Raw genomic sequence first — 19,194 nt, 5'->3', positions numbered from 1 at the left:
GGGTGAACGACATGACCAGCGCCGTGCAGCGAGCCCGCAAGATCACGATGTGGAGTCTCGCCTGCACGCTGCTGCTGGGCTGGTTCGGCGCCGTCGTGGGCACCCTCAACCAGCTGGCCGAGGACCGGCTCGACCCGCTCCGGCTGGCCGCCACCGCGGTGTTGATGATCATTTTCTCGGTGGCCGGGACACTGCTGGCCCGGTCCGTCTCGGTCGACTGGCCGGTCCGCAACGACCTCACCGTGCGGTACTCCGCCGTCTCCGGAGCCGCCGCGATCCTCGTCCTGCTCGTGCAGGACGGCAGCCCCGCCGGATGGGGACTGGTCCCGATCGCCTGGATCAGCGTCGCCGCGGTCCGGACCGGACGGGTCACCGCTCTGGCGCTGTCACTCGGCACCATCGTCGTGTGCAGCACCATCTACTGGTTCAGCCCCGGACACGACGGTCTCCCGGTCAACGCGGCCGTGATGGTCTACACGATCATGTGCCTGGCTCTGCCGTACGCCAATCGGCTCTGGATCTGGATCCTCGACCTCGCCGAGACGGCCCACGCCGGCAAGGAGGCCGAGGCCCGGCTGGCGGTCACCGAGGAACGTCTCCGGTTCGCGCGCGACCTGCACGACCTGGTCGGTCACAGCCTGTCGGTGATCGCGGTGAAGAGTGAGCTGGCCGGCAAACTCGCCACCCGCGACGCGGACCGGGCCGCCGACGAGATGGCCCAGGTCCGCGGCCTCGCCCAGGACGGTCTGCGGCAGATCCGGGAGGCGGTCCGCGGCTACCGGGTGCTCGATCTCACTTCGGAGATCGCCAGCGTGCGGGCCATCCTGGAAGCCGACGGGCTGCGCTGCACCGTCGACCTGCCGGACGAGACGATCGATCCGGCGGCGGCCGCCCCGTTCGCCTGGGTGGTCCGCGAGTGCGCCACCAACATCCTGCGGCACAGCCGGGCCACCTGGTGCACGGTGACGGTCCGTCACACCGACGGCGCCGCGGTCCTGGAGATCGTCAACGACGGCGCACCCGGCTCGGCCCGCCCCGGCAACGGTCTGGCCGGCCTCACCGAACGCCTCACCGCGATCGGCGGCTCCCTCACCGCCCAGCCGACCGGCGACGGTCGTTTCCTGGTCCGGGCGGTCGCCCCGGCCGGCCACGCCATGGAGGCCCTCGCGTGATCCGCGTCCTGCTCGCCGACGACCAGCACCTGATCCGCGAGGCGCTGGCGATGATGCTGGACTTCGAGGAGGACCTGACGGTGGTCGCGCAGTGTGGTCGCGGCGACGAGGTGCTGCCCGCCGTCGCCTCCCACCAGCCGGACGTGATCGTCCTGGACATCGAGATGCCCGGCCTGGACGGCCTGTCCGTCGCCGAGCAGCTCCCCGGGCACGCCATGCTGATCCTGAGCACCTTCGCCCGCCCCGGCTACCTGCGCCGGGCGATCGCCGCCGGAGTCCGCGGCTTCATCCCGAAGGACTCCTCCAGCGCCGAGCTGGCCGCCGCCATCCGCAAGATCCACAGCGGCGGGCGTTACCTCGACCCGGAACTCGCCGCCTCCGCGATGATGGCCGGCGAGAGCCCGCTCACCGACCGTGAACGCGACGCGCTCGCCCTGGCCGCGTCCGGCGCCTCGGTCGCCGAGATCGCCGCCCGGCTGCACCTGAGCGAGGGCACGGTCCGCAACTACCTGTCCAACGCGATGACCAAGATGAACGCGCCCAACAGGTTGACCGCCATCAACCAGGCCCAGCGGATGGGGTGGATCTGAAACACCGCGGAGGTACGGTCGTCCCCTCCCACAACCGCAAGCACCAGCCCCGCATCGTCCCCGCGAGGCAGGCGTCCCCTCCCGGCCGCCCGGCGGCCGCCGGGCGGATGCGTCCCGCCCGGGGTCAACCCGCGTGCCGACTTCCGGCTCGATTCGGGCCGGAAATCGGCACACGAACCGGGGCCCTGACGCCCGCCGCGTCAGGCCGGGCCGGTCGACAACCACGTCGTCGCCGCGGTCAGCGCGTCCGCGCCCGGGGGCACCGGCTGGTCCGGTGGGATCGGCTCGTTGCCGTAGAGGCGGCCCAGCCGGTCGGCCTCCCGGACCGCGGTCAGCACCAGCATCGCGCCGTCGCTGAGTTCCAGGGCCGCGTTGCCGGTGGCGAAACCGCCGGTGGGCTGCCCGAACGTGCGCACCCCGGGCAACCCCAGGAAAGCGATCAGGGTGGCCTCGGCAGCGCTCATCGTGTCGCCGTCGGTCAGGATCGCGATCGGCGGGCCGGGCCGGGCCAGCCGATACGGGTTCGGCAGCGGCGACAACGGGGTCTCGTCCTGGTGCACCACACCGTCGCGCAGAATCCACCGGCCGTCGTGCTCGCCGTCCGCGTTCACGAACGAGCCCAGCACACCATCGCCGAGCAGCGGGGCCAGCACGGTCATCATCGGGTACATGTTGCCGCCGGTGTTGCCCCGCAGATCGACGATCCAGCCGTCCGGCCGGTGCCCGTCCAGCTCCCGGACGATCCCCGCGCCGGCCCGCACATAACGCTCGTCCGCCTCCTCGACCCCCGGTGTCTCCGGCAGCTGGATCAGCGCGAACCGTCCAGCGACGAGCCGGCCGGCAGGCATCGGCGCGTCCCGGACCGCGTCCTCCCCGAACGCCCCGGCCACATCCTCCGGAGTGAGCAGGAACGTGTGCGGATCGTCGAGCGCCGCGATCGCCGCCCGGATCGCCGGATAGGTCTCCGCAGTGGAGCCTGTCGCCGGGAGCTCACTCGCCAGCCGTTCACGCAGGGCCGGCCAGTCGACCCGCGAACGGTTCAGCGCCTCCTTCTCCAGCAGGTCCAGGACATGGGTGAGGTAACCGTGTGCGTCAGTCATCGTCACCCCATGATCTCAGGGGGTCTCCACCACGGATTCCCGGCAGTGGGTGTCGCCGTCACATGCCGGCACTCGGCTCCGCCCCGGTGCGGACACACCGTGACCGGTCGTGCGCTGGCACAGACGCCCCGGGCCCGGCGGGGCATCACGGCCCACCGGCCGTGTTCCCGCGCCGGTGTCCTCGGCCCGCCCGGCGCAGACGAACCGCGAAAGTGTGCGCCGGGTCATCACCCGGCCCTCGGCGCCGGAGACGCGGTCGAGGAGGACTGTTCCGGGCACGTACTCAATGATCATGGTTGAGGGTGTGATCATGAGGACTTCCGGGACCGGCACGACCGACCGGGCGGCGGCCGTCACGCCGCGCCGCGGCTGGTGATCGGAATCAAAAATGGATGACCTGCCGTCGACGTCATGACCACGGCGGGTTAGGCTGCCCTAACCTCACAAGGGGCGGGTGGAGATGGCACAACCGGAATCGCTGGCGGAGTTACTGAACGGACGGCGCGCCGCGGTCGACGCCTCGCTGCCCGCGGTCGGATTCGTGGCCGGATGGCTCGCCTTCGGGGAGTCGATCTGGGGCGGGGCGATCGCCGCGATGGTCACCGCGCTCGGGCTGTCCGCGTGGCGGCTGCGCAAGGGTGACAAGCCGCGAGCCGTGCTGATCGGCATGTTCGTGGTGTGCGTCGCCGCGCTGGTCGCGCTCTACACCGGCAACGCCAACGACTTCTTCCTGCTCCAGCTGCTCAGCAACGGCGCCAGTGTGCTCGCCTGGGTGATCAGCATCGTGATCCGCTGGCCACTGCTCGGCATCGTGGTCGGCACGGTGCTCGGCCAGCGCACCAGGTGGCGGCGGGATCCGGCGCTGCTCAAGGCGTACTCCCGCGGCAGTTGGGTCTGGGTCATGCAGTATGTGATCCGCGTCGCCGTGTTCCTGCCGCTCTACCAGGCCGGCTGGACGGCCGCGCTGGGCACCGCCCGGGTGGCGCTGTCCGGGCCGCTGGTGGCCGCCTGCCTGGCGGTGAGCTGGTGGGTGATCCGCCGCACGCTGCCGGCGGACCACCCGGGCCTACGTCATCCGGTGGCGGACGGGGAGCCGGCTCAGAAGGCCTCCTCGTAGAGGTCGCGCAGTCCGAACGCGTCGGCCGGGCCGGTGTAGCCGCAGATCAGCACCCGCCCTTCGGCGGAGGCGACCAGGTAGCTCTCGCCGACCTCGAACCTCGCGTTCGCCTCGGAGTGGTCGGCGGACTGCTCGACCTGAACACTTTCGGTCTTGTCACCCCGGAACACCGTGGTGACCTTGAGCGTGACGACGTCCTTCTCAACGCTGTCGACGGCGCCCTCGAAGGCGAAGTCCGAGATTTCGGACAAGCGGCTCGCGGTGGGCTCGACGCATTTCGCCAGGACGCCGGCGGTGGTGAGCCACACGGCAGGCGCCGGCGAAGCGGCGCCGATGGCCGGTGGCACGACCTCGGCTGCCGGCCGGTTCAGAGCCCACGCCGCTCCCCCGGCGACCAGCACGAGAGCAGCGGCGGCGACGGGCAGCGCCCACCGGCGGGTGTGAGTGCGGGACATGGCTTCCTCCGTGAGCTGCCGAACGTGGTCCGGAGCGGCCGGTGCGAGCGCTGCCGCCGGATCCGCGCGGCGCAGCAGTTCCCGCAGATCGTCGTCGTCGTTCACGGCCGTCTCCTCTCTGTCGACTCCTCATGTCCGGCCGGACAGCCGTTCTTTCGCAGCAGGTCACGGAGTTTCTGCTTGGCCCGGTGCAGGCGGATCGAGGCGGCGTTCGCGGTGATCCCCATGGCCACGGCGATCTCCGCCGGGGCCAGGTCCTCCCAGGCCCACAACCGCAGGATCTCGGCGTCCTTCACGGTCAGCTCCCGTAACGCCGCGGTCAGGTCACCGTCCGGCGGGGCCGGGCCGTCGACCACGGCCGGCGGCGGATCCAGCCGGGAGATGCGGGCCGCCAGGCGGAACTGGCGGCGGTGGCCGCGTTCGGCGTTCGCCAGACAGTTCCTTGCCACGCCGTACGCCCAGGGCAGGTGCTCCTCGGGGATCTCGTCCAGCCGCCGCCAGCAGATCAGCAACGTCTCGGACAGCACGTCGTCGGCGGTCGCCGGATCGGTGCGCCGGGCCAGATAGCGGCGCACGGCGTCGATCACCTCCGGCGCCAGGGCCTCGAACCGCGCCCGGCGCGAGTCCACGTTCACAGGGTCCACCTTCGATCATGTCCGGCAGGCGTACGGTTCTTTCAACCGATTCCCGGGAGGTCGATGTGCGCACGGCGTACCGGACATGTCCGCTCTGTGAGGCCGCCTGCGGCCTGGAGCTGACCGTCGACGGCGATCGGGTGACCGCCGCCCGCGGTGATCGGGAGCACGTCTTCAGCCACGGTTTCGTCTGCCCCAAGGGGGCGACGTTCGGGCAGCTCAACGACGATCCGGACCGGCTTCGCCGTCCGCTGGTGGAGGGCGTCGAGGTGGGCTGGGCGGAGGCCTTCCGCGCGGTCCGCGAGGGGTTGCGGCCACTGATCGAGCGGTACGGACCACACTCGGTCGCCGTCTACCTCGGCAACCCGAACGTGCACACGATGGCCGGTGGACTCTACGTCCCGCCGCTGGTCCGGGCGCTGGGCAGCCGCAACGTGTTCTCGGCGAGCACCGTCGACCAGATGCCCAAGCACGTGTCGTGCGGCTACCTGTTCGGTGATCCCAACGCGATCCCGGTGCCCGATCTGGATCGCACCGACTTCCTGCTGATCCTGGGCGCCAACCCGTGGGAGTCGAACGGCAGCCTGGCCACCGCGGCCGACTTCCCGGGGCGGTTGACGGCGCTGCCGGCTCGCGGTGGCCGGTTCGTGGTGGTGGATCCGCGGCGCACCCGGACCGCGGAGGCCGCCTCGGATCACATCCCGATCGTGCCGGGTACCGATGCGCTGTTGTTGTTCGCTGTCGTCCACAGCCTGTTCGCCGATTCTCTATTATCGGACATTCCGGATTATGTGGCCGGCGTGGACGAGGTGCGCGAGCTGTCGATGCCCTTCAGCCCCGCCGCCGTGTCCGGGGCCTGCGGTGTCCCCGCTGATCGGATCCGGTCACTGGCCCGTGAGCTCGCCACGGCACCGACCGCCGCCGTCTACGGCCGGATCGGCACCTGCACCGTCGAGTTCGGCACCCTGACCAGCTGGCTCGTCGACGTGCTCAACACGCTCACCGGGAACCTCGACCGGCCCGGCGGGGTGATGTTCCCGCTCGCCGCGCACACCTCCGGCCAGGCACGCCCCGGCAAGGGGTTCCGCACCGGGCGCTGGCACAGCCGGGTCCGCGGGCTGCCCGAGGTGAAGGGGGAACTGCCGGTCGCCACCCTGGCCGACGAGATCGAGACAGCCGGCGACGAACGGGTGCGCGCACTGATCACGATCGCCGGCAACCCGGCGCTGTCCACCCCGAACAGCGGACGGCTCGACCGGGCCCTGGCCGGGCTGGACTTCATGGTCAGCGTCGACCCGTACCTCAACGAGACCACCCGGCACGCCGGCGTGGTGCTGCCACCCACCGATCCGGTACGCACCGGGCACTACGACTTCGCGTTCCTGACCCTGGCGGTGCGCAACTTCGCGGCGTACTCCCCGCCGGTCCTGCCGCCCGAACCGGGAGTCCCCGACGAGTGCGACGTCCTGGCCCGGCTGTCACTGATCCTGACCGGACAACCCGACGAGGATCCGGCACTCTTCCACGATCATCTGCTGCGGCAGGCCCTGACCCGTCTGCCGGCCGGGGAACACGCCCGGATCACCGGCGACCGGCCCGCCGAACGACTACTGGACGCGGCGCTGCGGGCCGGCGCCTACCGGCTCACCCTGCAAGACCTGCTGGACGCCCCGCACGGCATCGACCTCGGGCCGCTCCAGCCGCGGCTGCCCGGCGCGCTGCGAACCGCCTCCGGCAAGGTCGAACTCTGCCCGCCGCCACTGGCCGCCGAGACGCAACGCCTCCTGGAGTCACTGCCCCGCCGCCGCGACGGGATGGTCCTGATCGGACGCCGCCACCTACGCTCCAACAACAGCTGGATGCACAACGTCTCGGCCCTGGTGAAAGGCCGTTCCCGCTGCACTCTCCAGATCCATCCGGACGACGCCGGCCGGCTGTCCCTGACCGACGGCGGACCGGCCGAGGTGACCTCCCGGGCCGGCGCCCTGACCGCCACGGTCGAGGTGACCGACACGGTGATGCCCGGTGTGGCCAGCCTGCCGCACGGATGGGGCCACGACCTGCCCGGCGTGCGCCTCTCGGTCGCGGCGGCCACCCCCGGCGTGAACTCCAACGTCCTCACCGACGAGCTGGTGATCGATCCGCTGTCCGGCAACAGCGTCCTCAACGGCATCCCGGTCGAGATCAGGCCGGCCTGAGCCCGGCGATCATCTGCCGCAGCACCTCCAGGCACTCCCGCCGGGCGGCCTCCGGATCGCCGGCGGCGGCGATGTAGCGGGTGGCCTCGTCCAGCGCCCCCATCAGCATCGGCGCCAGCGCGGCCGGCGGCTCCGGGGTGACCGTGCGCAGGGCCGTCTCGATCAGGCCCAGGCCGTATCGCGCGCTCAACTCCCGCCAGGCCGCCGCCCCCAGCACGGTCGGCGCCTCGTGCAGGATCCGCCGCACGTCCGGCCGCGCGCAGACCACCATGAACTCGTGTGCTCCGGCCAGCATCCGGCCGGCCCCCTGATCCTCCTCATCGGCGCCGTCCAGGCGTGCGGTGACCTGCTCCACCACCTCCGCCTCGACCGCCTCGGCCACCGCCGCGAACAGGTCCTCCTTGTTGCGGAACTGGTGGTAGAGCGCACCCCTGGTGAGCCCGGCGGTGCGCACGATCTGTTCGGTGCCGACCTCGGCATACCCGTGGTCGGCGAACAGTTGCCGAGCCACGGCGACCAGCCGCTCCCGGGTAGCGGCGGACCGCAGATCGTGCTTGGTGACGTGGGCCACACATCCCCCTCTATGAATTGCATACAGCCTGTATGTAATTTACCGGCATGGAAACCGCAGTACTTCCCGACGGCGAACTCCACTACCGCGAGGCCGGCGCCGGGCGGCCCCTGGTCTTTCTGCACGGACTGCTCCAGGATGGCCGCCTCTGGCAGCCGATGATCGACCGCCTCGGCGGCCGGTTCCACTGCGTCGTGCCCGACCTGCCGCTGGGCGCCCACCGCACCGCCCTGCGCCCCGGCGCCGACCTGAGCATCAAGGGCGTCGCGAAGCTGGTCGCCGACTTCCTGGAGACACTCGGCCTGCACGACGTGACACTGGTCGGCAACGACACCGGCGGCGCCATCGCCCAGTTGGTGGCCGCCCACCACCCCGAGCGTCTCGGGCAGTTGGTGCTGACCAGCTGTGAGGCTTTCGACAACGTCCCGCCACCGGTGTTCCGGGCACTGGCCCCGGCCGCCCGGATGGGTCTGCTGCCCGCACTGCTCAGCCCGATGCGGTGGCGTCCGTTCCACGCGCTGCCCAGCGGATTCGGCTGGCTGACCCGGGGCCCGATCCCCCACGAACTCACCGCGAGCTGGGTGGCCGCCTACTTCGCCGACCCGGCGGTCCGGCGCGACACCGCCGCCTTCGTGACGTCCCTGGGCCACCGCCGGCTACTGCTCGACATCACCGGCGAACTGGCCGCCTTCACCAGACCCACCCTCGTGCTCTGGGCCGCCGACGACAGGCTCTTCCCGGTGGCGCACGCCGGCCGTCTGGGCCGTCTGTTCCCGAACGCCCAGGTCACCATCGTCCCGGACAGCCGAACCTGGCTGATGATCGACCAACCGGACCGGACCGCCACCCTGCTGGCCGAGTTCGCCCACCGCGGGCCTCGTCAACCCGCACCACACCGGCCTTGAGGCCCACCGGGCGGAAACGGGAGGCCGACGCCGTCGAAATCGAACAGCACGTACCCGGCTCAGGCCACCGCCCGCGCCACGTGCGGCCGAACCCGCACCTCGCCCCCACTCGCCGGACATCGATAAACTCCGGCATCCGGCCGATGGGGAGATCGACTTGAGACGTACGCTGCTCCTGCTGCTCGCCCTCACCCTCAGCGGCGGCTGGCTGATCGCCGGGGCCGGCTCGGGACTGGACCGGGAGCACGTGGTGTCCGCCGGTGTCCCGCTCGATGTGGTGCGGCCGCGGGCGGACGGCCCCCGGCCCGGTGTGGTGGTAGCGCACGGCTTCTCCGGATCGGCGAGGATGATGGCGCCGTTCGGGGACTCGCTCGCCGCCCGCGGTTACGTGGTCGCCCTGCTCGACTTCGCCGGCCACGGCGCGAACACCGAGCCCCTGCCGGACGAGGCGGCCGGCACCGACGAGTCCACGCGCGCCCTGGAGCGAGACCTGGACGCCGCGGTGGCCCATCTGCGCTCCCTCCCGGACGTGGACCCGTCCCGGATCGGCCTGGTCGGGCACTCGATGGGCGCCGGCGCCGTCACCCGGTACGCCGCCGCCCACCCGGACATCACCGCCACCGTGGCGATCTCCCTGCCCGGCTCGTCCGCCGCCTCCCCGCAACGGCCCGCGCGCCTGCTCACCATGGCCGGGGCCCTGGAGTTCCCCGGTTTCCGGGAGGTCGCGACCAGCGTCGCCGCCCAGCGCGACGACCGCGAGGCCCGGCTGGTCGCCGGGGTCGAGCACATCACCATCCTGTACGCACCGGAAACCCACCGCGCCACGGTGTCCTGGCTGGACGAGGCGTTCGGCGGGCAGCCCGCCGGCGGCACGGTCCCGTTCCCCGGCCGTCGCCTGCTCGGCTCGGCGCTGCTGGTGCTAGCCGTCCTGCTCGGCTTCCACCCCCTGGTGGCCGCGCTGTCCGGATCGCCGGCGTCCAGATCCGTACGACCCGGCTCGGCACCGTCCAACTCGGCACCGCCCGGATCGACACCGCCCGGATCGGCACGGGCTGAACCGGCGGCCGCGCCGACTCGGGCCGGGTCGACGGGCCGTCCGCTGTTCGCCGGGTGGAGGTGGGCGGCCGCGATCCGGGTCGCGCTGATCGCCGGGGTCGCGGCAGGAGTGGGCGCGGTGGTCGCACGGTTCCTGCCGACCACCCGGATGCCGCTGGCCATCGCCGGATACGTGACCGCCTACGCCGCCGTCACCGGAGCACTACTGCTGGCGTATGCGAGATGGCGGCCCACCCCGCGCGAGACCGGCACCGCACCGCCCGGTCGGTGGTGGCTTCTGGCGGTCGTTCCGTATTCGGTTCTGGGCATCGGCGTACCGGTGCATCTCGGGTTGACCCATGCCCTTCTCGCCGGGAGCCGATGGTGGCTGCTGGTGGTCGTCTGGGCCGCGTTCGCCCTACTCGCCTACGGGGCCGAGAGAATCTCCGGCGGCGCGCCGTCGAGTCTGCTGGCGGTCGCCGGCTCCTTCACCGTCGTGCTCGCCGCGGCGGCGGTCGCCGGATTGACCCACGGGTTCGTGACTCTGGTGCTGGTGCCGTTGACGGGGCTGCTGCTCTGGCAGGTGTGGTGGAGCGCGATCCTGAACCGCTTCGCCGCGCCGGCCTGGCTGATCGCCGTGACCGGGTCGGTCGTGGTGACCTGGCCGTTGCTGGTCACACTGCCTTTGACCGGTGGGTGAGGATCACCCAGGTCTCCCCGACGGCCAGGACGACGCCGGCGACGGCGAACCACAGGCGCCCGTCGATCGCGGCGGCAACAGTGAGGAACACCGTCAGCACCAGGCCGATGATCCGCAGTCGCTGCTGGACACGTCGCACGTTCACACTCATCGTTCGGTTCCTCTCGCTGTCGATCTGACACCGAGAATCCTGCCGATCCGCGGGTGGCCGCCGCTTCTGCCGAAAGCGGGAAGCGGCATGCGACTTTCGTTGACCCCTGGTACCACACACACGTCATACCGTGGTCCGATGCCACAGTGGACATCGGGGAGGCAGACTCGGAGCGCATTCGCCCCTTGGAAGGAAGACATGCGCAGAACACGACCCGTCCTCGCGGCCGCACTACTGGCCGCGGTCGCCTCTCTCACGCTGGCGAGCCCGGCCCGTGCCGCGATCCCCACCGGTGAGTATGTCGCTCTCGGCGACTCCTACGCCTCAGGTGTCGGCGCCGCTCCGTATGACGCGGCATCCGGCGCCTGCAAGCGCAGCCCGGACAGCTACCCACGGTCGCTGGCGAGGGTGTTCCCCAAGCTCACACTCAAGGACATGACCTGCAGCGGCGCCACCGTCGCCGACGTCCGGAGCAAGCAGCTCGGCCCGCTCAGTGCCAAGACCGCCCTGGTGACGATCACGGTGGGTGGCAACGACGCCGACTTCACCGGCACCGCCACCGCCTGCCTGACCGGCACCGACGACGACTGCGTGGAGGCCGCGTTCGGCAGTGCCTGGTCGTCCCGGCTGGTGGTCCCGAGCCGGCTGCAGGAGCTGTATACCGAGGTGCGCAAGCGGGCGCCGAACGCGAAGGTGGTCGTGACGGGCTACCCGCGGCTCATCGACGTGGGCACCGGCAGTTGTGGCGCGATCACCCCGAACGCGAAGAAGCGCGAGTGGATCAACTACGCGGCGGAGCAGGCCACCGAGGGTGCCAGTGGCGCGGCGGCCAAGGCCGGGGTGACCTTCATCGACATCCGGCCCGGGTTCAAGGGGCACGAGGCGTGCTCGGCGAAGCCATGGATCAACGGGGTCGATCCAGCCCGGTTCAGCGAGATCTTCCACCCGGACCGGACCGGCCACGGCGTCTACACCTACTTGCTGGGCTCGCTGATCTGAGTCCCGGCCGGTGAGGCCGGTCACCGGACGATCCGGAGCGTCGCCCGCCTCGCATGAGGGCCGAATCTGCCCGGCGGACGCCGGACCGCCCGGGACCACCCGGTGAGGCGCCCACCTCGCGTGAGGGCCGAATCTGCCCGGCGGGCGCCGGACGGCCCGGTGAGGCGCCCACCTCGCGTGACAACCGCATCCGCCCGGCGGACGCCGGACCGCCCGGGACCACCCGGTGAGCCGCCCGACTCGCGTGACAACCGCATCCGCCCGGCGGACGCCGGACGACCCGGTGAGCCGCATCGGTCGCGCGGACGAGGCAGGGCGTGCCGGTGCGGTTGTGGAAGGTGATCGGCGTACCGGATAGGGGTGGTGTCCTGCTTCTTGAACAGCGGGGCACCACCCGCCCGGCGGCTACAGGCGGGCCGCTTCCGCCGCGATCGTGGTGTCGTCGCCGTGGCCGGTGTGGACCACGGTCTCGCCGGGCAGCGCGAGCAGCTTCGCCCGGATGGATTCGACGATCAGGTCCGCGTCCGAGTACGACCGGCCGGTCGCGCCCGGACCACCGTTGAACAGCGTGTCACCGGTGAAGACACAACCCAGATCGGGGGCGTGGAGGCAGACCGCACCGGGCGCGTGACCGGGGGTGTGCAGCACCTCAAGCGTCGAACCGGCCACCTCGATCCGGGCGCCGTCGGCGAGATCGATGTTCCACCACACGTCCGAGCCGTGCGTCAGCTCCCACAGCGGCCACTCGGCCGGGTGCAGCAGGATCGGCGCACCGGTGCGTTCGCGCAGCTCCGGCGCCACCCGCACGTGATCGTCGTGGGAGTGGGTGCAGACGATCGCGACGAGACGGCGGTCACCCACCACCTTGAGGATCGCGTCCACGTCGTGCGGAGCGTCGATCACCACACACTCCTCGTCGTCACCGACGACCCAGATGTTGTTGTCGACGTCGAAAGTCTGGCCGTCCAGGCTGAAGGTGCCCGCTACGACACCGTGATCCACACGAAGCATCCCTGGATTGTCCCACCACGCTCAGTCCTCGTCGGTCTCGACGGTGATCTCCAGCTGCGGGACGCCGTCGACGCAGTCGTTCAGATCGACCTTCACCCGGTGATGTTCGTCGCGGACATCGCGGAACTCGCCCTCGTCGTCGTCCTGCTCGTGCAGCGTGAAGCCCTGCGCGGGCGACATCGAGAGGATGCGCCGGCAGTCGGCCACCACCGTGCCGCCAGGCGTCCGGAATGAGTGGGTATCAGCCACTCCCCCTGACGCGGACGGTGTGGCGGACGGCATGCTGGGCGCGGGTGTGACCGGTTTCTCCTCGGTCTGCAGCGCCCGCACCACGTCGGCCTCGCTGAGCGGTTCGGTCTCCTGCGCGAACAGGCCCGAACCGACCAGACCGATTCCGACCACGCCGACCATGACGGCCAGCGCGGCCGCCACGGCCCAGCCGAAGACGATCACCAGGGGTAGCCGGCCCAGCCGGTCGATGAGGCGCACCCGGCAACTATCCGCCCACGAACGCTAAGCCGGGCACCGGACATCGCTAAGACGAGGTTAAGAGCAGCCGTTCTTTCATAACCTGCGGCTACCGTGCAGGCGTGGCGAGACTCCTGCTCATCGAGGACGACCCGGCGATCCGGACCACCCTGCTGCGCACCCTGCGGGAGCGCGGGCACGCGGTGGCGGCGTCGGCTACCGCCATGGAGGGGCTGCAGACCGCCCTGGCCGAGCGGCCCGACCTGATCGTGCTCGACCTCGGGCTGCCCGACCTGGACGGGCGCGAACTGCTGCGGATGCTGCGGGCGGTCAGCGCCATCCCGGTGATCGTGGCGACGGCGCGTGACGAGGAGACCGAGATGGTACGGCTGCTCGACGCCGGAGCCGACGACTACGTGGTGAAACCGTTCACCGCCGCGCAGCTCGACGCCCGGATCCGGGCGGTGCTGCGGCGCGGCGGATCGGCCGAACCGTCCCCGGTTCTGGAGGTCGGCGGGCTGCGCATCGACCAGGCGGCCCGCTCGGTCAGCCTGGACGGGACCACCGTCGAGCTGACTCCGCGCGAGTTCGACCTGCTGCACCATCTGGCGCTGCGGGCCGGGCAGGTGGTCACCAAGCGTGAGCTGCTCAGCGAGGTGTGGCAGGTGCCGTACGGCGGCGCCGACAAGACCGTCGACGTGCACCTGTCCTGGCTGCGCCGCAAACTCGGCGAAACCGCCCTGGAACCCCGCTATCTGCACACCGTCCGCGGGGTCGGCGTGCGCCTGAGCGAGCCGTCGTGAGGGCCCGGCTGACCCTGCTGGTGGCGGCCACCTCGGTGCTGCTCCTGCTGGCCTTCCTGGTGCCGCTGTCGGTGCTGGTCCGGCAGGTGGCCCAGGACCGGGCGCTGGGCCGGGCCGGCGCGGTGATCCAGTCGATCGTGCCGCTGGCCGGGGCCGGTGACATGCAGGGTCTGCGGTTGACCGCTTCGGCCCAGGCGGTTCCGGTCAGCGTCTTCCTGCCGGACGGCACCGTGGTCGGCGAGCCGTCCGAGCGGACTCCCGGCGTACGGCTGGCCGGCTCCCGCAACGAGGCGCTGACGGTGGCGGTCGGGGACGGCCGTGAGCTGGTGGTTCCGGTGGTCGGCGCGGCCGGGACCACGGTGATCCGCGCCTTCGTCCCGCCCGCGGAGCTGACCCGCGGCGTGGCCCGCGCACAGGGTCTGCTGGCCGGGCTCGGTCTGGTCCTGGTGCTGCTCGGCCTGCTGGTCGCGGACCGGCTGGCCCGTGCCATCACCGCCCCGATCAGCCAGCTCTCGGACGTCTCGCACCGGCTGGCCTCGGCCGAACTCGACGCCCGCGCCGAACCGGCCGGCCCGCCCGAACTGCGCGAGGTCGCCGGCGCCCTGAACCATCTCGCCACCCGCATCCAGGACCTGCTCGCCACCGAACGGGAACGGGTCGCCGACCTGTCGCACCGCCTGCGCACCCCGCTCACCGCGCTGCGCCTGGAAGCCGAGTCACTCCGTGATCCGGACGAGTCGGCGCGGGTCGCGGCCGCCGCCGACCAGGTGGCCCGGGCGGTCACCGCGGTGATCCAGCAGACCCGGCAGGCCACCGTGACCAAGACCACGGTGAGCTGTGACGCGACGGCGGTGGTGGCCGACCGGGTGGCGTTCTGGGCGGTGCTCGCCGAGGACACCGGCCGGGCCGTCCAGCAGGACCTTCCGTCCACCCCGCTGCCGGTGGCGGTCGCCGCCGACGATCTGGCCGCCGCCCTGGACGCGCTGCTCGGCAACGTGTTCGCGCACACCCCCGACGGCACCCCGTTCTCGGTCACGCTCGCCGCCGGCCCCTCCGGCGGCGCCGATCTCACCGTCGCCGACTCCGGCCCCGGGCTGCCCGCCGAGGCCGCCCGGCGAGGCGCTTCCGGCGGCGGCTCCACCGGCCTCGGCCTGGACATCGCCCGGCGGGCCGCCGCATCCTTCGAGACGTCGTCCCCCGGCTCCGGCGGTGCGGTCATCCGGCTTCACTTCCTTGCCGGTACGGGGTAAGCAGAACGGCCCCGTGAGAGCGTCCCATTCATGACGAGGGATCTAAGCGGGGAGTGTCAGTGCACGAAGGATTCGAGGAGTATGTGCGAGCCCGAGGGGACTCGCTGCGCCGGCTGGCCTATCTGATCTGCGGCGACCGGCACCTCGGCGAGGACCTTCTGCAGGAGGTGCTGGTCAAGGCGTACCGGCGCTGGCCGAGGATCGAGGCCGAGCAGCCCGACGGATACATCAGGACGGCACTGGTGCGCACACACGTGTCCTGGCTGCGCCGCCGGTCCAGTGGGGAGCGGCCCGGCACGGTGCCGGACGGGGCGGTTCCCGGCGACTTCACCGAGGGGCAGGCGCTGCGTGACGAGATCTGGTCACGGCTGGGTGGGCTGACCCGGACCCAGCGGGCGGTGATGGTGCTGCGGTTCTACGAGGATCTCGATGATCACAGCATCGCCGAGATCCTGCGATGTTCCCCGAGCACGGTGCGTGTCCACGCCGCCCGTGCCCTGGCCCGGTTGCGGGCCGGCCTGCAGACCGCCACCAGTGAGGGAGCCAAGCCATGAACCTCGAGGACGACCTGCGGGTCACCCTGCTCGACCGGGCCGCCGCCCCGTTGCCGCCGGCCGATCTGCTCGCCGGGGTGGACACGGGAGTGCGACAGGCTCGACGCCGCCGGATGTCGGCAGTCGCCGCCGGGGCGGTGCTGGTGGTGGCCGCCTCGCTGACGGCGCCGTTGATCGGGCGCGGTTCCGGGCGGCCGGCGCCACTGACCGGCGAGTCCGCGGCGCCGGCCGACGCCGTCTGGGGCGGGCCGTGGCAGGCGGCGCCGACGTTCGCGCTGCGACCAGGCTGGCTGCCCGACGGTTCCGGTCCGGCCGAGATCTTCCGGATGGGACCGAACCGGCTGGCCCAATGGGACCGCGACGGCCTTCTGCTGTCCGCCGAGGTGGGCCCGGTCGAACCGGCCGGTGAGGTCGAGGCGGAGCGGGAGCGCTCCGCGGCCGTCGACGGGCGGCCGGCGACCGTGTCGTTGTCCGACACCTATGACGGCGCGGAGACCGGTGACCGGTACGTCGGGGTCCGCTGGCGGCTTGCCGACGGGGACTGGGCTCAGGTCGTCAGCCTCGGGTCACTCACTGAGAGTGAGGTGCTGAGGTTCGCGGAGTCGCTGGGTGACGCGGAGGGCGTGCTGACGAGCGGGCCGGCCGACTTCACGGTGGCCGAGTCACCACCGGGCCTGGTGCCACAGTTCGAGGGGACCGGGACGCTCTGTCTCGCGACGCCGCGGCAGGCGGAGCAGCACCGGGAACCGCACGGGATGTGTGTGAACGTGCTGGATGAGCCGCACACACCACAGCCTGAGGAGGAGAAGCTGGTCGCCGGTGGGCGAGACTGGTACCGGTTCGAGGACGCCTCCAATGTGAACGCCGATCTCGGTGACGGCCGCTCACTGTCGGTGTCCTGGGATCCCGAGGTGGTCACGCTGAGCACGCCGGACATCGTCCGGTTCATCGCGGGGATCGCCGTCCGGCGGTGATCCCCGGCAGCCCGACGACATCGGTCTGTCCGGCGCCGGGGCCTCAGTTCGTGTGCCGTTTTGCGGCTCGATTCGAGCCGCAAAACGGCACACGAACTGAGCTCGACCACAGAAGGCCTCCAGCCGGCACGGCGGCCTGGCCGGCACCGGGGATCCGGTCCGGCCAGGGAAGGCTGGTTGCTGTCGCGATCAGTCGTCGTCCCGGTCGTCCCGGTCGTCGCGGTCGTCGCGGTCGTCCCGGTCGTCCCGGTCGTCCCGGTCATCGCGGTCATCGCGGTCATCGCGGTCATCGCGGTCGATGTCGTGGTCGGTGATCTTGCCGGTGGTGGCGTCGACGTCGATGTCGTGGTCGACACCCTTCACGATCACGTCGACCTCCCAGATCAGGCGGCCGTGCTCGCGGTCGCGCTCGATCGACTCGACTCGGCCGCCGCCGGCCGCACGAAGGGCAATCTTCTTCGCCTCCTCCGCGCTGATCTCGGGGGTGGCCTGCTTGCTCGGCACGGTGGTGCCCGGGGAACCGGTGGACGGAGCGGTGGATGACGGGGCGGCGCTCGACGAAGCATCCGGCGAGGTGGTGGACGAACCGGGCGAGTCGCCGCGGTAGCGGTCGTCGTCGGAGAAGCCGTTGTCGGCGAAGTCGTCGGAGAGGCCGGTGCCGGTCGTGGCCGCGACCGGAGCCGTGAGCGCGGCGCGGGGGCGGGTGTCGTCGGAGCCGTCCGCCATCGCCGTACCGGCGAAGCCCAGGACCGCCAGCGCGCCCGCCGCCAGCATGACCGTTCCGGTGACCTTGTTGAGCTTCATGTCGTTTCCCTTGTTCGTGGTGCCGTTCTGACGGGAACCACTTTCTCGGGAAGATCACTATGGCCACGCTGTGCGAACGTTAAGCCCCGGATAAGGCCGGTGGGGACTCCGTCGACGTGCGCCGGCCGTGCCCGCCAGAGGTCGAGGTGGTGCGGCCGGCCGGGATCCGACAGATGTGCCGCCGTGTGGAGAGAGCGCGATGAGACGTTGTGTGCCGCTGTCGGTGGTTCTGCTGCTGGCGGCCTGTGCCCGGCCGGGGCTCATCGCCGAGCCGGAGACCGGACGGCGGTCCGCCCCGCCCGCGCCGGAAGTCTCCAGCGTTGCCCCGCCGACGCCCCGTTGTGTGCGCGGGATTCAGCTCACGGTCGGTGAACCCAGCGCGGCCATGGGACTTCGGGCCACCACGATCACGGTGCACAACTGTGGGACGGAGGCGTACGCGGTCGATGGTTATCCGGTCCTTGAACTTCTCGACAAGAACCAGGAGCAGCTCGCGGTACGCGTCGATCACGGCATCACCGAGGTCGAGCAATGGAACGTGCCGGCCCGGCCGGTCACCGTCGAACCTGGCGAGTCGGCGCACGCTCTGCTGCTGTGGCGCAATCTGACCACCGACAAGGCGGAGACCGCTGAATACCTGAGAGTCGCCACCGCGGATGGGAGGCCCCGGCATCTGCTGGCGCTGTACGTCGACCTCGGCAGCACCGGCCGGGTCGCGCTGAGCCCGTGGGTCGCGGCCGACCAGCAAGCCGGCCAGCAAGGAGACGACCGTTACAAAGTCGGCAGATAGAGGGTGGCGGGAAGAGGGTGGGCGGCGGCGAGCGCGGGATGAGGGCGGGCGGCGGGGTTCCGGGTGGCGGTGGCAGGATAGCCGAGTGACTACTCCCGTCGAGCCCTGGCAGCGTCCCGCACACCAGCCCACCGGGCGGAAGGCGTCGGTGATGCTGGTCGTCTTCACCGACGGGGCGGTGCTGACCGATCTCGATCTGGCCGGTGTGGTGCCTGCCTCGGCTCCGGTGGACGCGCTCGACGTGCGGGTGCACAGCTACGCGGAGAACCCGGAGTGGATCGACGGCTGGCGGACCGGGCCGCTGCGCAATCTGGCCGCCCGGGAACTGCCCGATCCGGCGGCGCTCGACGCGGCCACGTTCTGCTACACGATCCAGGTGTCGGTCACCGATCCGGCCGATCTGACACATCTGCAGCTGGCGTGGGCGGTCGCGGCGGCGGTGTGCCGGGCCGGGGCGATCGCGGTGCTCGACGCGTTCGCCCACGACTGGTCGCCGGCCTCAGTGGTGGCCGGGCTGGATCCGCACCGGCCGTTCACGGTGATCCGGGAGGTCAGTGTGGTGGCCGAGGCGGAGGTGGCGGCGGGGTTCGGGCATCCGGTGCACACTCGGGGCATGACGAAGTTCGGCCGTCCGGATCTGATCACCGGGATCCCGGGCGAGCGGATCGGCGAGGCGGCGACTGTCCTGAACCAGCTGGCCGCCATGCTCGCCGACGGGCACGTGCTCGCGCCCGGTCAGCAGATCCGCATCGACGGGGAACGGACGCTGACGGTCGTCCCTTATGTCCCGGATGACCGGATCCCGGACGTCTCCCTGATCGACGACGGCCTGCTACTCACCGAGGCCTGACCACCACTCGGCTCACCCCAGCAGCCCAGCGCGGCGCGTGGCGCGGCGCGTGGCGCGGCGCG

21 protein-coding genes are annotated in these 19,194 nt (G+C 71.6%); 13 read left to right on the top strand and 8 right to left on the bottom strand.

Annotated features, from left to right (window positions below):
- Positions 1–11 precede the first annotated feature (11 nt).
- Both ACQ0O7_RS39865 and ACQ0O7_RS39860 read left to right on the top strand, forming a co-directional pair.
- Positions 12–1,172, top strand: coding sequence for a sensor histidine kinase (locus tag ACQ0O7_RS39865; RefSeq protein WP_430790687.1), 1,161 nt, complete (start codon positions 12–14; stop codon positions 1,170–1,172).
- The gene (locus ACQ0O7_RS39860; protein ID WP_430790685.1) at positions 1,169–1,762 is read left to right on the top strand and encodes a response regulator; all 594 of its coding nucleotides are present in this window, start codon (positions 1,169–1,171) and stop codon (positions 1,760–1,762) included. Before ACQ0O7_RS39865 ends, ACQ0O7_RS39860 begins: the two co-directional genes overlap by 4 nt.
- A gap of 200 nt (positions 1,763–1,962) precedes the next feature.
- On the opposite strand, the gene ACQ0O7_RS39855 is transcribed toward ACQ0O7_RS39860, so the two are convergent.
- Positions 1,963–2,862: a S41 family peptidase gene (locus ACQ0O7_RS39855; protein ID WP_430790683.1), complete on the bottom strand. Its 900-nt coding sequence runs from the start codon at positions 2,860–2,862 to the stop codon at positions 1,963–1,965.
- Between the two features lie 460 nt (positions 2,863–3,322).
- Between ACQ0O7_RS39855 and ACQ0O7_RS39850 the strand changes: the two genes are divergently transcribed.
- Entirely contained in the window at positions 3,323–3,979 is a 657-nt protein-coding gene (locus ACQ0O7_RS39850) for a DUF3159 domain-containing protein (RefSeq protein WP_430790681.1), read from the top strand.
- On the opposite strand, the gene ACQ0O7_RS39845 is transcribed toward ACQ0O7_RS39850, so the two are convergent.
- Both ACQ0O7_RS39845 and ACQ0O7_RS39840 read right to left on the bottom strand, forming a co-directional pair.
- Positions 3,961–4,539 carry a hypothetical protein gene (locus tag ACQ0O7_RS39845; protein WP_430790679.1) on the bottom strand — a complete coding sequence of 193 codons (579 nt, stop codon included), beginning with the start codon at positions 4,537–4,539 and terminating at the stop codon, positions 3,961–3,963. The two genes, ACQ0O7_RS39850 and ACQ0O7_RS39845, sit on opposite strands and share 19 nt — an antisense overlap.
- Positions 4,536–5,069, bottom strand: a complete 534-nt coding sequence (locus ACQ0O7_RS39840; protein WP_430790677.1) for an RNA polymerase sigma factor — start codon at positions 5,067–5,069, stop codon at positions 4,536–4,538. The genes ACQ0O7_RS39845 and ACQ0O7_RS39840 overlap by 4 nt, the downstream gene beginning before the upstream one ends.
- Positions 5,070–5,134: 65 nt before the next feature.
- On the opposite strand from ACQ0O7_RS39840, the gene ACQ0O7_RS39835 reads away from it, so the two are divergent.
- The gene (locus tag ACQ0O7_RS39835; RefSeq protein WP_430790675.1) at positions 5,135–7,267 is read left to right on the top strand and encodes a molybdopterin oxidoreductase family protein; all 2,133 of its coding nucleotides are present in this window, start codon (positions 5,135–5,137) and stop codon (positions 7,265–7,267) included.
- On the opposite strand, the gene ACQ0O7_RS39830 is transcribed toward ACQ0O7_RS39835, so the two are convergent.
- Positions 7,254–7,838 carry a helix-turn-helix domain-containing protein gene (locus ACQ0O7_RS39830; RefSeq protein ID WP_430790673.1) on the bottom strand — a complete coding sequence of 195 codons (585 nt, stop codon included), beginning with the start codon at positions 7,836–7,838 and terminating at the stop codon, positions 7,254–7,256. The two genes, ACQ0O7_RS39835 and ACQ0O7_RS39830, sit on opposite strands and share 14 nt — an antisense overlap.
- A gap of 47 nt (positions 7,839–7,885) precedes the next feature.
- On the opposite strand from ACQ0O7_RS39830, the gene ACQ0O7_RS39825 reads away from it, so the two are divergent.
- Positions 7,886–8,743 carry an alpha/beta fold hydrolase gene (locus ACQ0O7_RS39825; protein ID WP_430790671.1) on the top strand — a complete coding sequence of 286 codons (858 nt, stop codon included), beginning with the start codon at positions 7,886–7,888 and terminating at the stop codon, positions 8,741–8,743.
- Positions 8,744–8,900: 157 nt separating this feature from the next.
- Complete coding sequence (locus ACQ0O7_RS39820; protein WP_430790669.1) at positions 8,901–10,478, top strand: dienelactone hydrolase family protein; 1,578 nt, start codon at positions 8,901–8,903, stop codon at positions 10,476–10,478.
- Here the strand turns inward: ACQ0O7_RS39820 and ACQ0O7_RS39815 are convergent.
- The gene (locus tag ACQ0O7_RS39815; RefSeq protein WP_430790667.1) at positions 10,453–10,629 is read right to left on the bottom strand and encodes a hypothetical protein; all 177 of its coding nucleotides are present in this window, start codon (positions 10,627–10,629) and stop codon (positions 10,453–10,455) included. The genes ACQ0O7_RS39820 and ACQ0O7_RS39815 overlap by 26 nt on opposite strands.
- 198 nt (positions 10,630–10,827) lie before the next feature.
- On the opposite strand from ACQ0O7_RS39815, the gene ACQ0O7_RS39810 reads away from it, so the two are divergent.
- Positions 10,828–11,628: an SGNH/GDSL hydrolase family protein gene (locus ACQ0O7_RS39810; protein ID WP_430790665.1), complete on the top strand. Its 801-nt coding sequence runs from the start codon at positions 10,828–10,830 to the stop codon at positions 11,626–11,628.
- Positions 11,629–12,033: 405 nt separating this feature from the next.
- Here ACQ0O7_RS39810 and ACQ0O7_RS39805 read toward each other — a convergent pair whose 3' ends face one another.
- Both ACQ0O7_RS39805 and ACQ0O7_RS39800 read right to left on the bottom strand, forming a co-directional pair.
- Positions 12,034–12,639, bottom strand: coding sequence for an MBL fold metallo-hydrolase (locus ACQ0O7_RS39805; RefSeq protein WP_430790663.1), 606 nt, complete (start codon positions 12,637–12,639; stop codon positions 12,034–12,036).
- A gap of 21 nt (positions 12,640–12,660) precedes the next feature.
- The gene (locus tag ACQ0O7_RS39800) at positions 12,661–13,128 is read right to left on the bottom strand and encodes a hypothetical protein (RefSeq protein WP_430790661.1); all 468 of its coding nucleotides are present in this window, start codon (positions 13,126–13,128) and stop codon (positions 12,661–12,663) included.
- Between the two features lie 101 nt (positions 13,129–13,229).
- Between ACQ0O7_RS39800 and ACQ0O7_RS39795 the strand changes: the two genes are divergently transcribed.
- Genes ACQ0O7_RS39795 through ACQ0O7_RS39780 form a run of 4 tightly spaced genes read left to right on the top strand, consistent with a single transcriptional unit; the run spans position 13,230 to position 16,688 of the window.
- Positions 13,230–13,910, top strand: a complete 681-nt coding sequence (locus ACQ0O7_RS39795; RefSeq protein WP_430790659.1) for a response regulator transcription factor — start codon at positions 13,230–13,232, stop codon at positions 13,908–13,910.
- Entirely contained in the window at positions 13,907–15,160 is a 1,254-nt protein-coding gene (locus ACQ0O7_RS39790) for a HAMP domain-containing protein (protein ID WP_430790657.1), read from the top strand. Before ACQ0O7_RS39795 ends, ACQ0O7_RS39790 begins: the two co-directional genes overlap by 4 nt.
- 59 nt (positions 15,161–15,219) lie before the next feature.
- A complete protein-coding gene (locus tag ACQ0O7_RS39785) occupies positions 15,220–15,714 on the top strand; it encodes a SigE family RNA polymerase sigma factor (protein ID WP_430790655.1) in 495 nt (164 codons plus the stop codon).
- Complete coding sequence (locus ACQ0O7_RS39780) at positions 15,711–16,688, top strand: hypothetical protein (RefSeq protein WP_430790653.1); 978 nt, start codon at positions 15,711–15,713, stop codon at positions 16,686–16,688. Before ACQ0O7_RS39785 ends, ACQ0O7_RS39780 begins: the two co-directional genes overlap by 4 nt.
- Positions 16,689–16,877: 189 nt before the next feature.
- On the opposite strand, the gene ACQ0O7_RS39775 is transcribed toward ACQ0O7_RS39780, so the two are convergent.
- The gene (locus tag ACQ0O7_RS39775; RefSeq protein WP_430790651.1) at positions 16,878–17,492 is read right to left on the bottom strand and encodes a PepSY domain-containing protein; all 615 of its coding nucleotides are present in this window, start codon (positions 17,490–17,492) and stop codon (positions 16,878–16,880) included.
- A gap of 199 nt (positions 17,493–17,691) precedes the next feature.
- On the opposite strand from ACQ0O7_RS39775, the gene ACQ0O7_RS39770 reads away from it, so the two are divergent.
- Entirely contained in the window at positions 17,692–18,282 is a 591-nt protein-coding gene (locus ACQ0O7_RS39770) for a DUF4232 domain-containing protein (RefSeq protein ID WP_430790649.1), read from the top strand.
- An 85-nt stretch (positions 18,283–18,367) separates the two neighbouring features.
- Entirely contained in the window at positions 18,368–19,132 is a 765-nt protein-coding gene (locus tag ACQ0O7_RS39765) for a hypothetical protein (RefSeq protein WP_430790647.1), read from the top strand.
- Positions 19,133–19,194 lie beyond the last annotated feature (62 nt).

It is taken from the genome of Actinoplanes sp. G11-F43 (assembly GCF_050589265.1).
GTDB lineage: Bacteria > Actinomycetota > Actinomycetes > Mycobacteriales > Micromonosporaceae > Actinoplanes.
The sequence above is the reverse complement of the archived record's forward strand: the minus strand, read 5'-3'. Positions and strand labels throughout refer to the sequence as shown.

What these genes read in the sequence shown, in the direction of transcription:
- ACQ0O7_RS39865 (WP_430790687.1), top strand. Translation starts at nt 12, where the DNA reads ATGACCAGCGCCGTGCAGCGAGCCCGCAAGATCACGATGTGGAGTCTC.
- ACQ0O7_RS39855 (WP_430790683.1), bottom strand. Translation starts at nt 2,862, where the DNA reads ATGACTGACGCACACGGTTACCTCACCCATGTCCTGGACCTGCTGGAG.
- ACQ0O7_RS39850 (WP_430790681.1), top strand. Translation starts at nt 3,323, where the DNA reads ATGGCACAACCGGAATCGCTGGCGGAGTTACTGAACGGACGGCGCGCC.
- ACQ0O7_RS39825 (WP_430790671.1), top strand. Translation starts at nt 7,886, where the DNA reads ATGGAAACCGCAGTACTTCCCGACGGCGAACTCCACTACCGCGAGGCC.
- ACQ0O7_RS39815 (WP_430790667.1), bottom strand. Translation starts at nt 10,629, where the DNA reads ATGAGTGTGAACGTGCGACGTGTCCAGCAGCGACTGCGGATCATCGGC.
- ACQ0O7_RS39810 (WP_430790665.1), top strand. Translation starts at nt 10,828, where the DNA reads ATGCGCAGAACACGACCCGTCCTCGCGGCCGCACTACTGGCCGCGGTC.
- ACQ0O7_RS39805 (WP_430790663.1), bottom strand. Translation starts at nt 12,639, where the DNA reads ATGCTTCGTGTGGATCACGGTGTCGTAGCGGGCACCTTCAGCCTGGAC.
- ACQ0O7_RS39780 (WP_430790653.1), top strand. Translation starts at nt 15,711, where the DNA reads ATGAACCTCGAGGACGACCTGCGGGTCACCCTGCTCGACCGGGCCGCC.
- ACQ0O7_RS39775 (WP_430790651.1), bottom strand. Translation starts at nt 17,492, where the DNA reads ATGAAGCTCAACAAGGTCACCGGAACGGTCATGCTGGCGGCGGGCGCG.
- ACQ0O7_RS39770 (WP_430790649.1), top strand. Translation starts at nt 17,692, where the DNA reads ATGAGACGTTGTGTGCCGCTGTCGGTGGTTCTGCTGCTGGCGGCCTGT.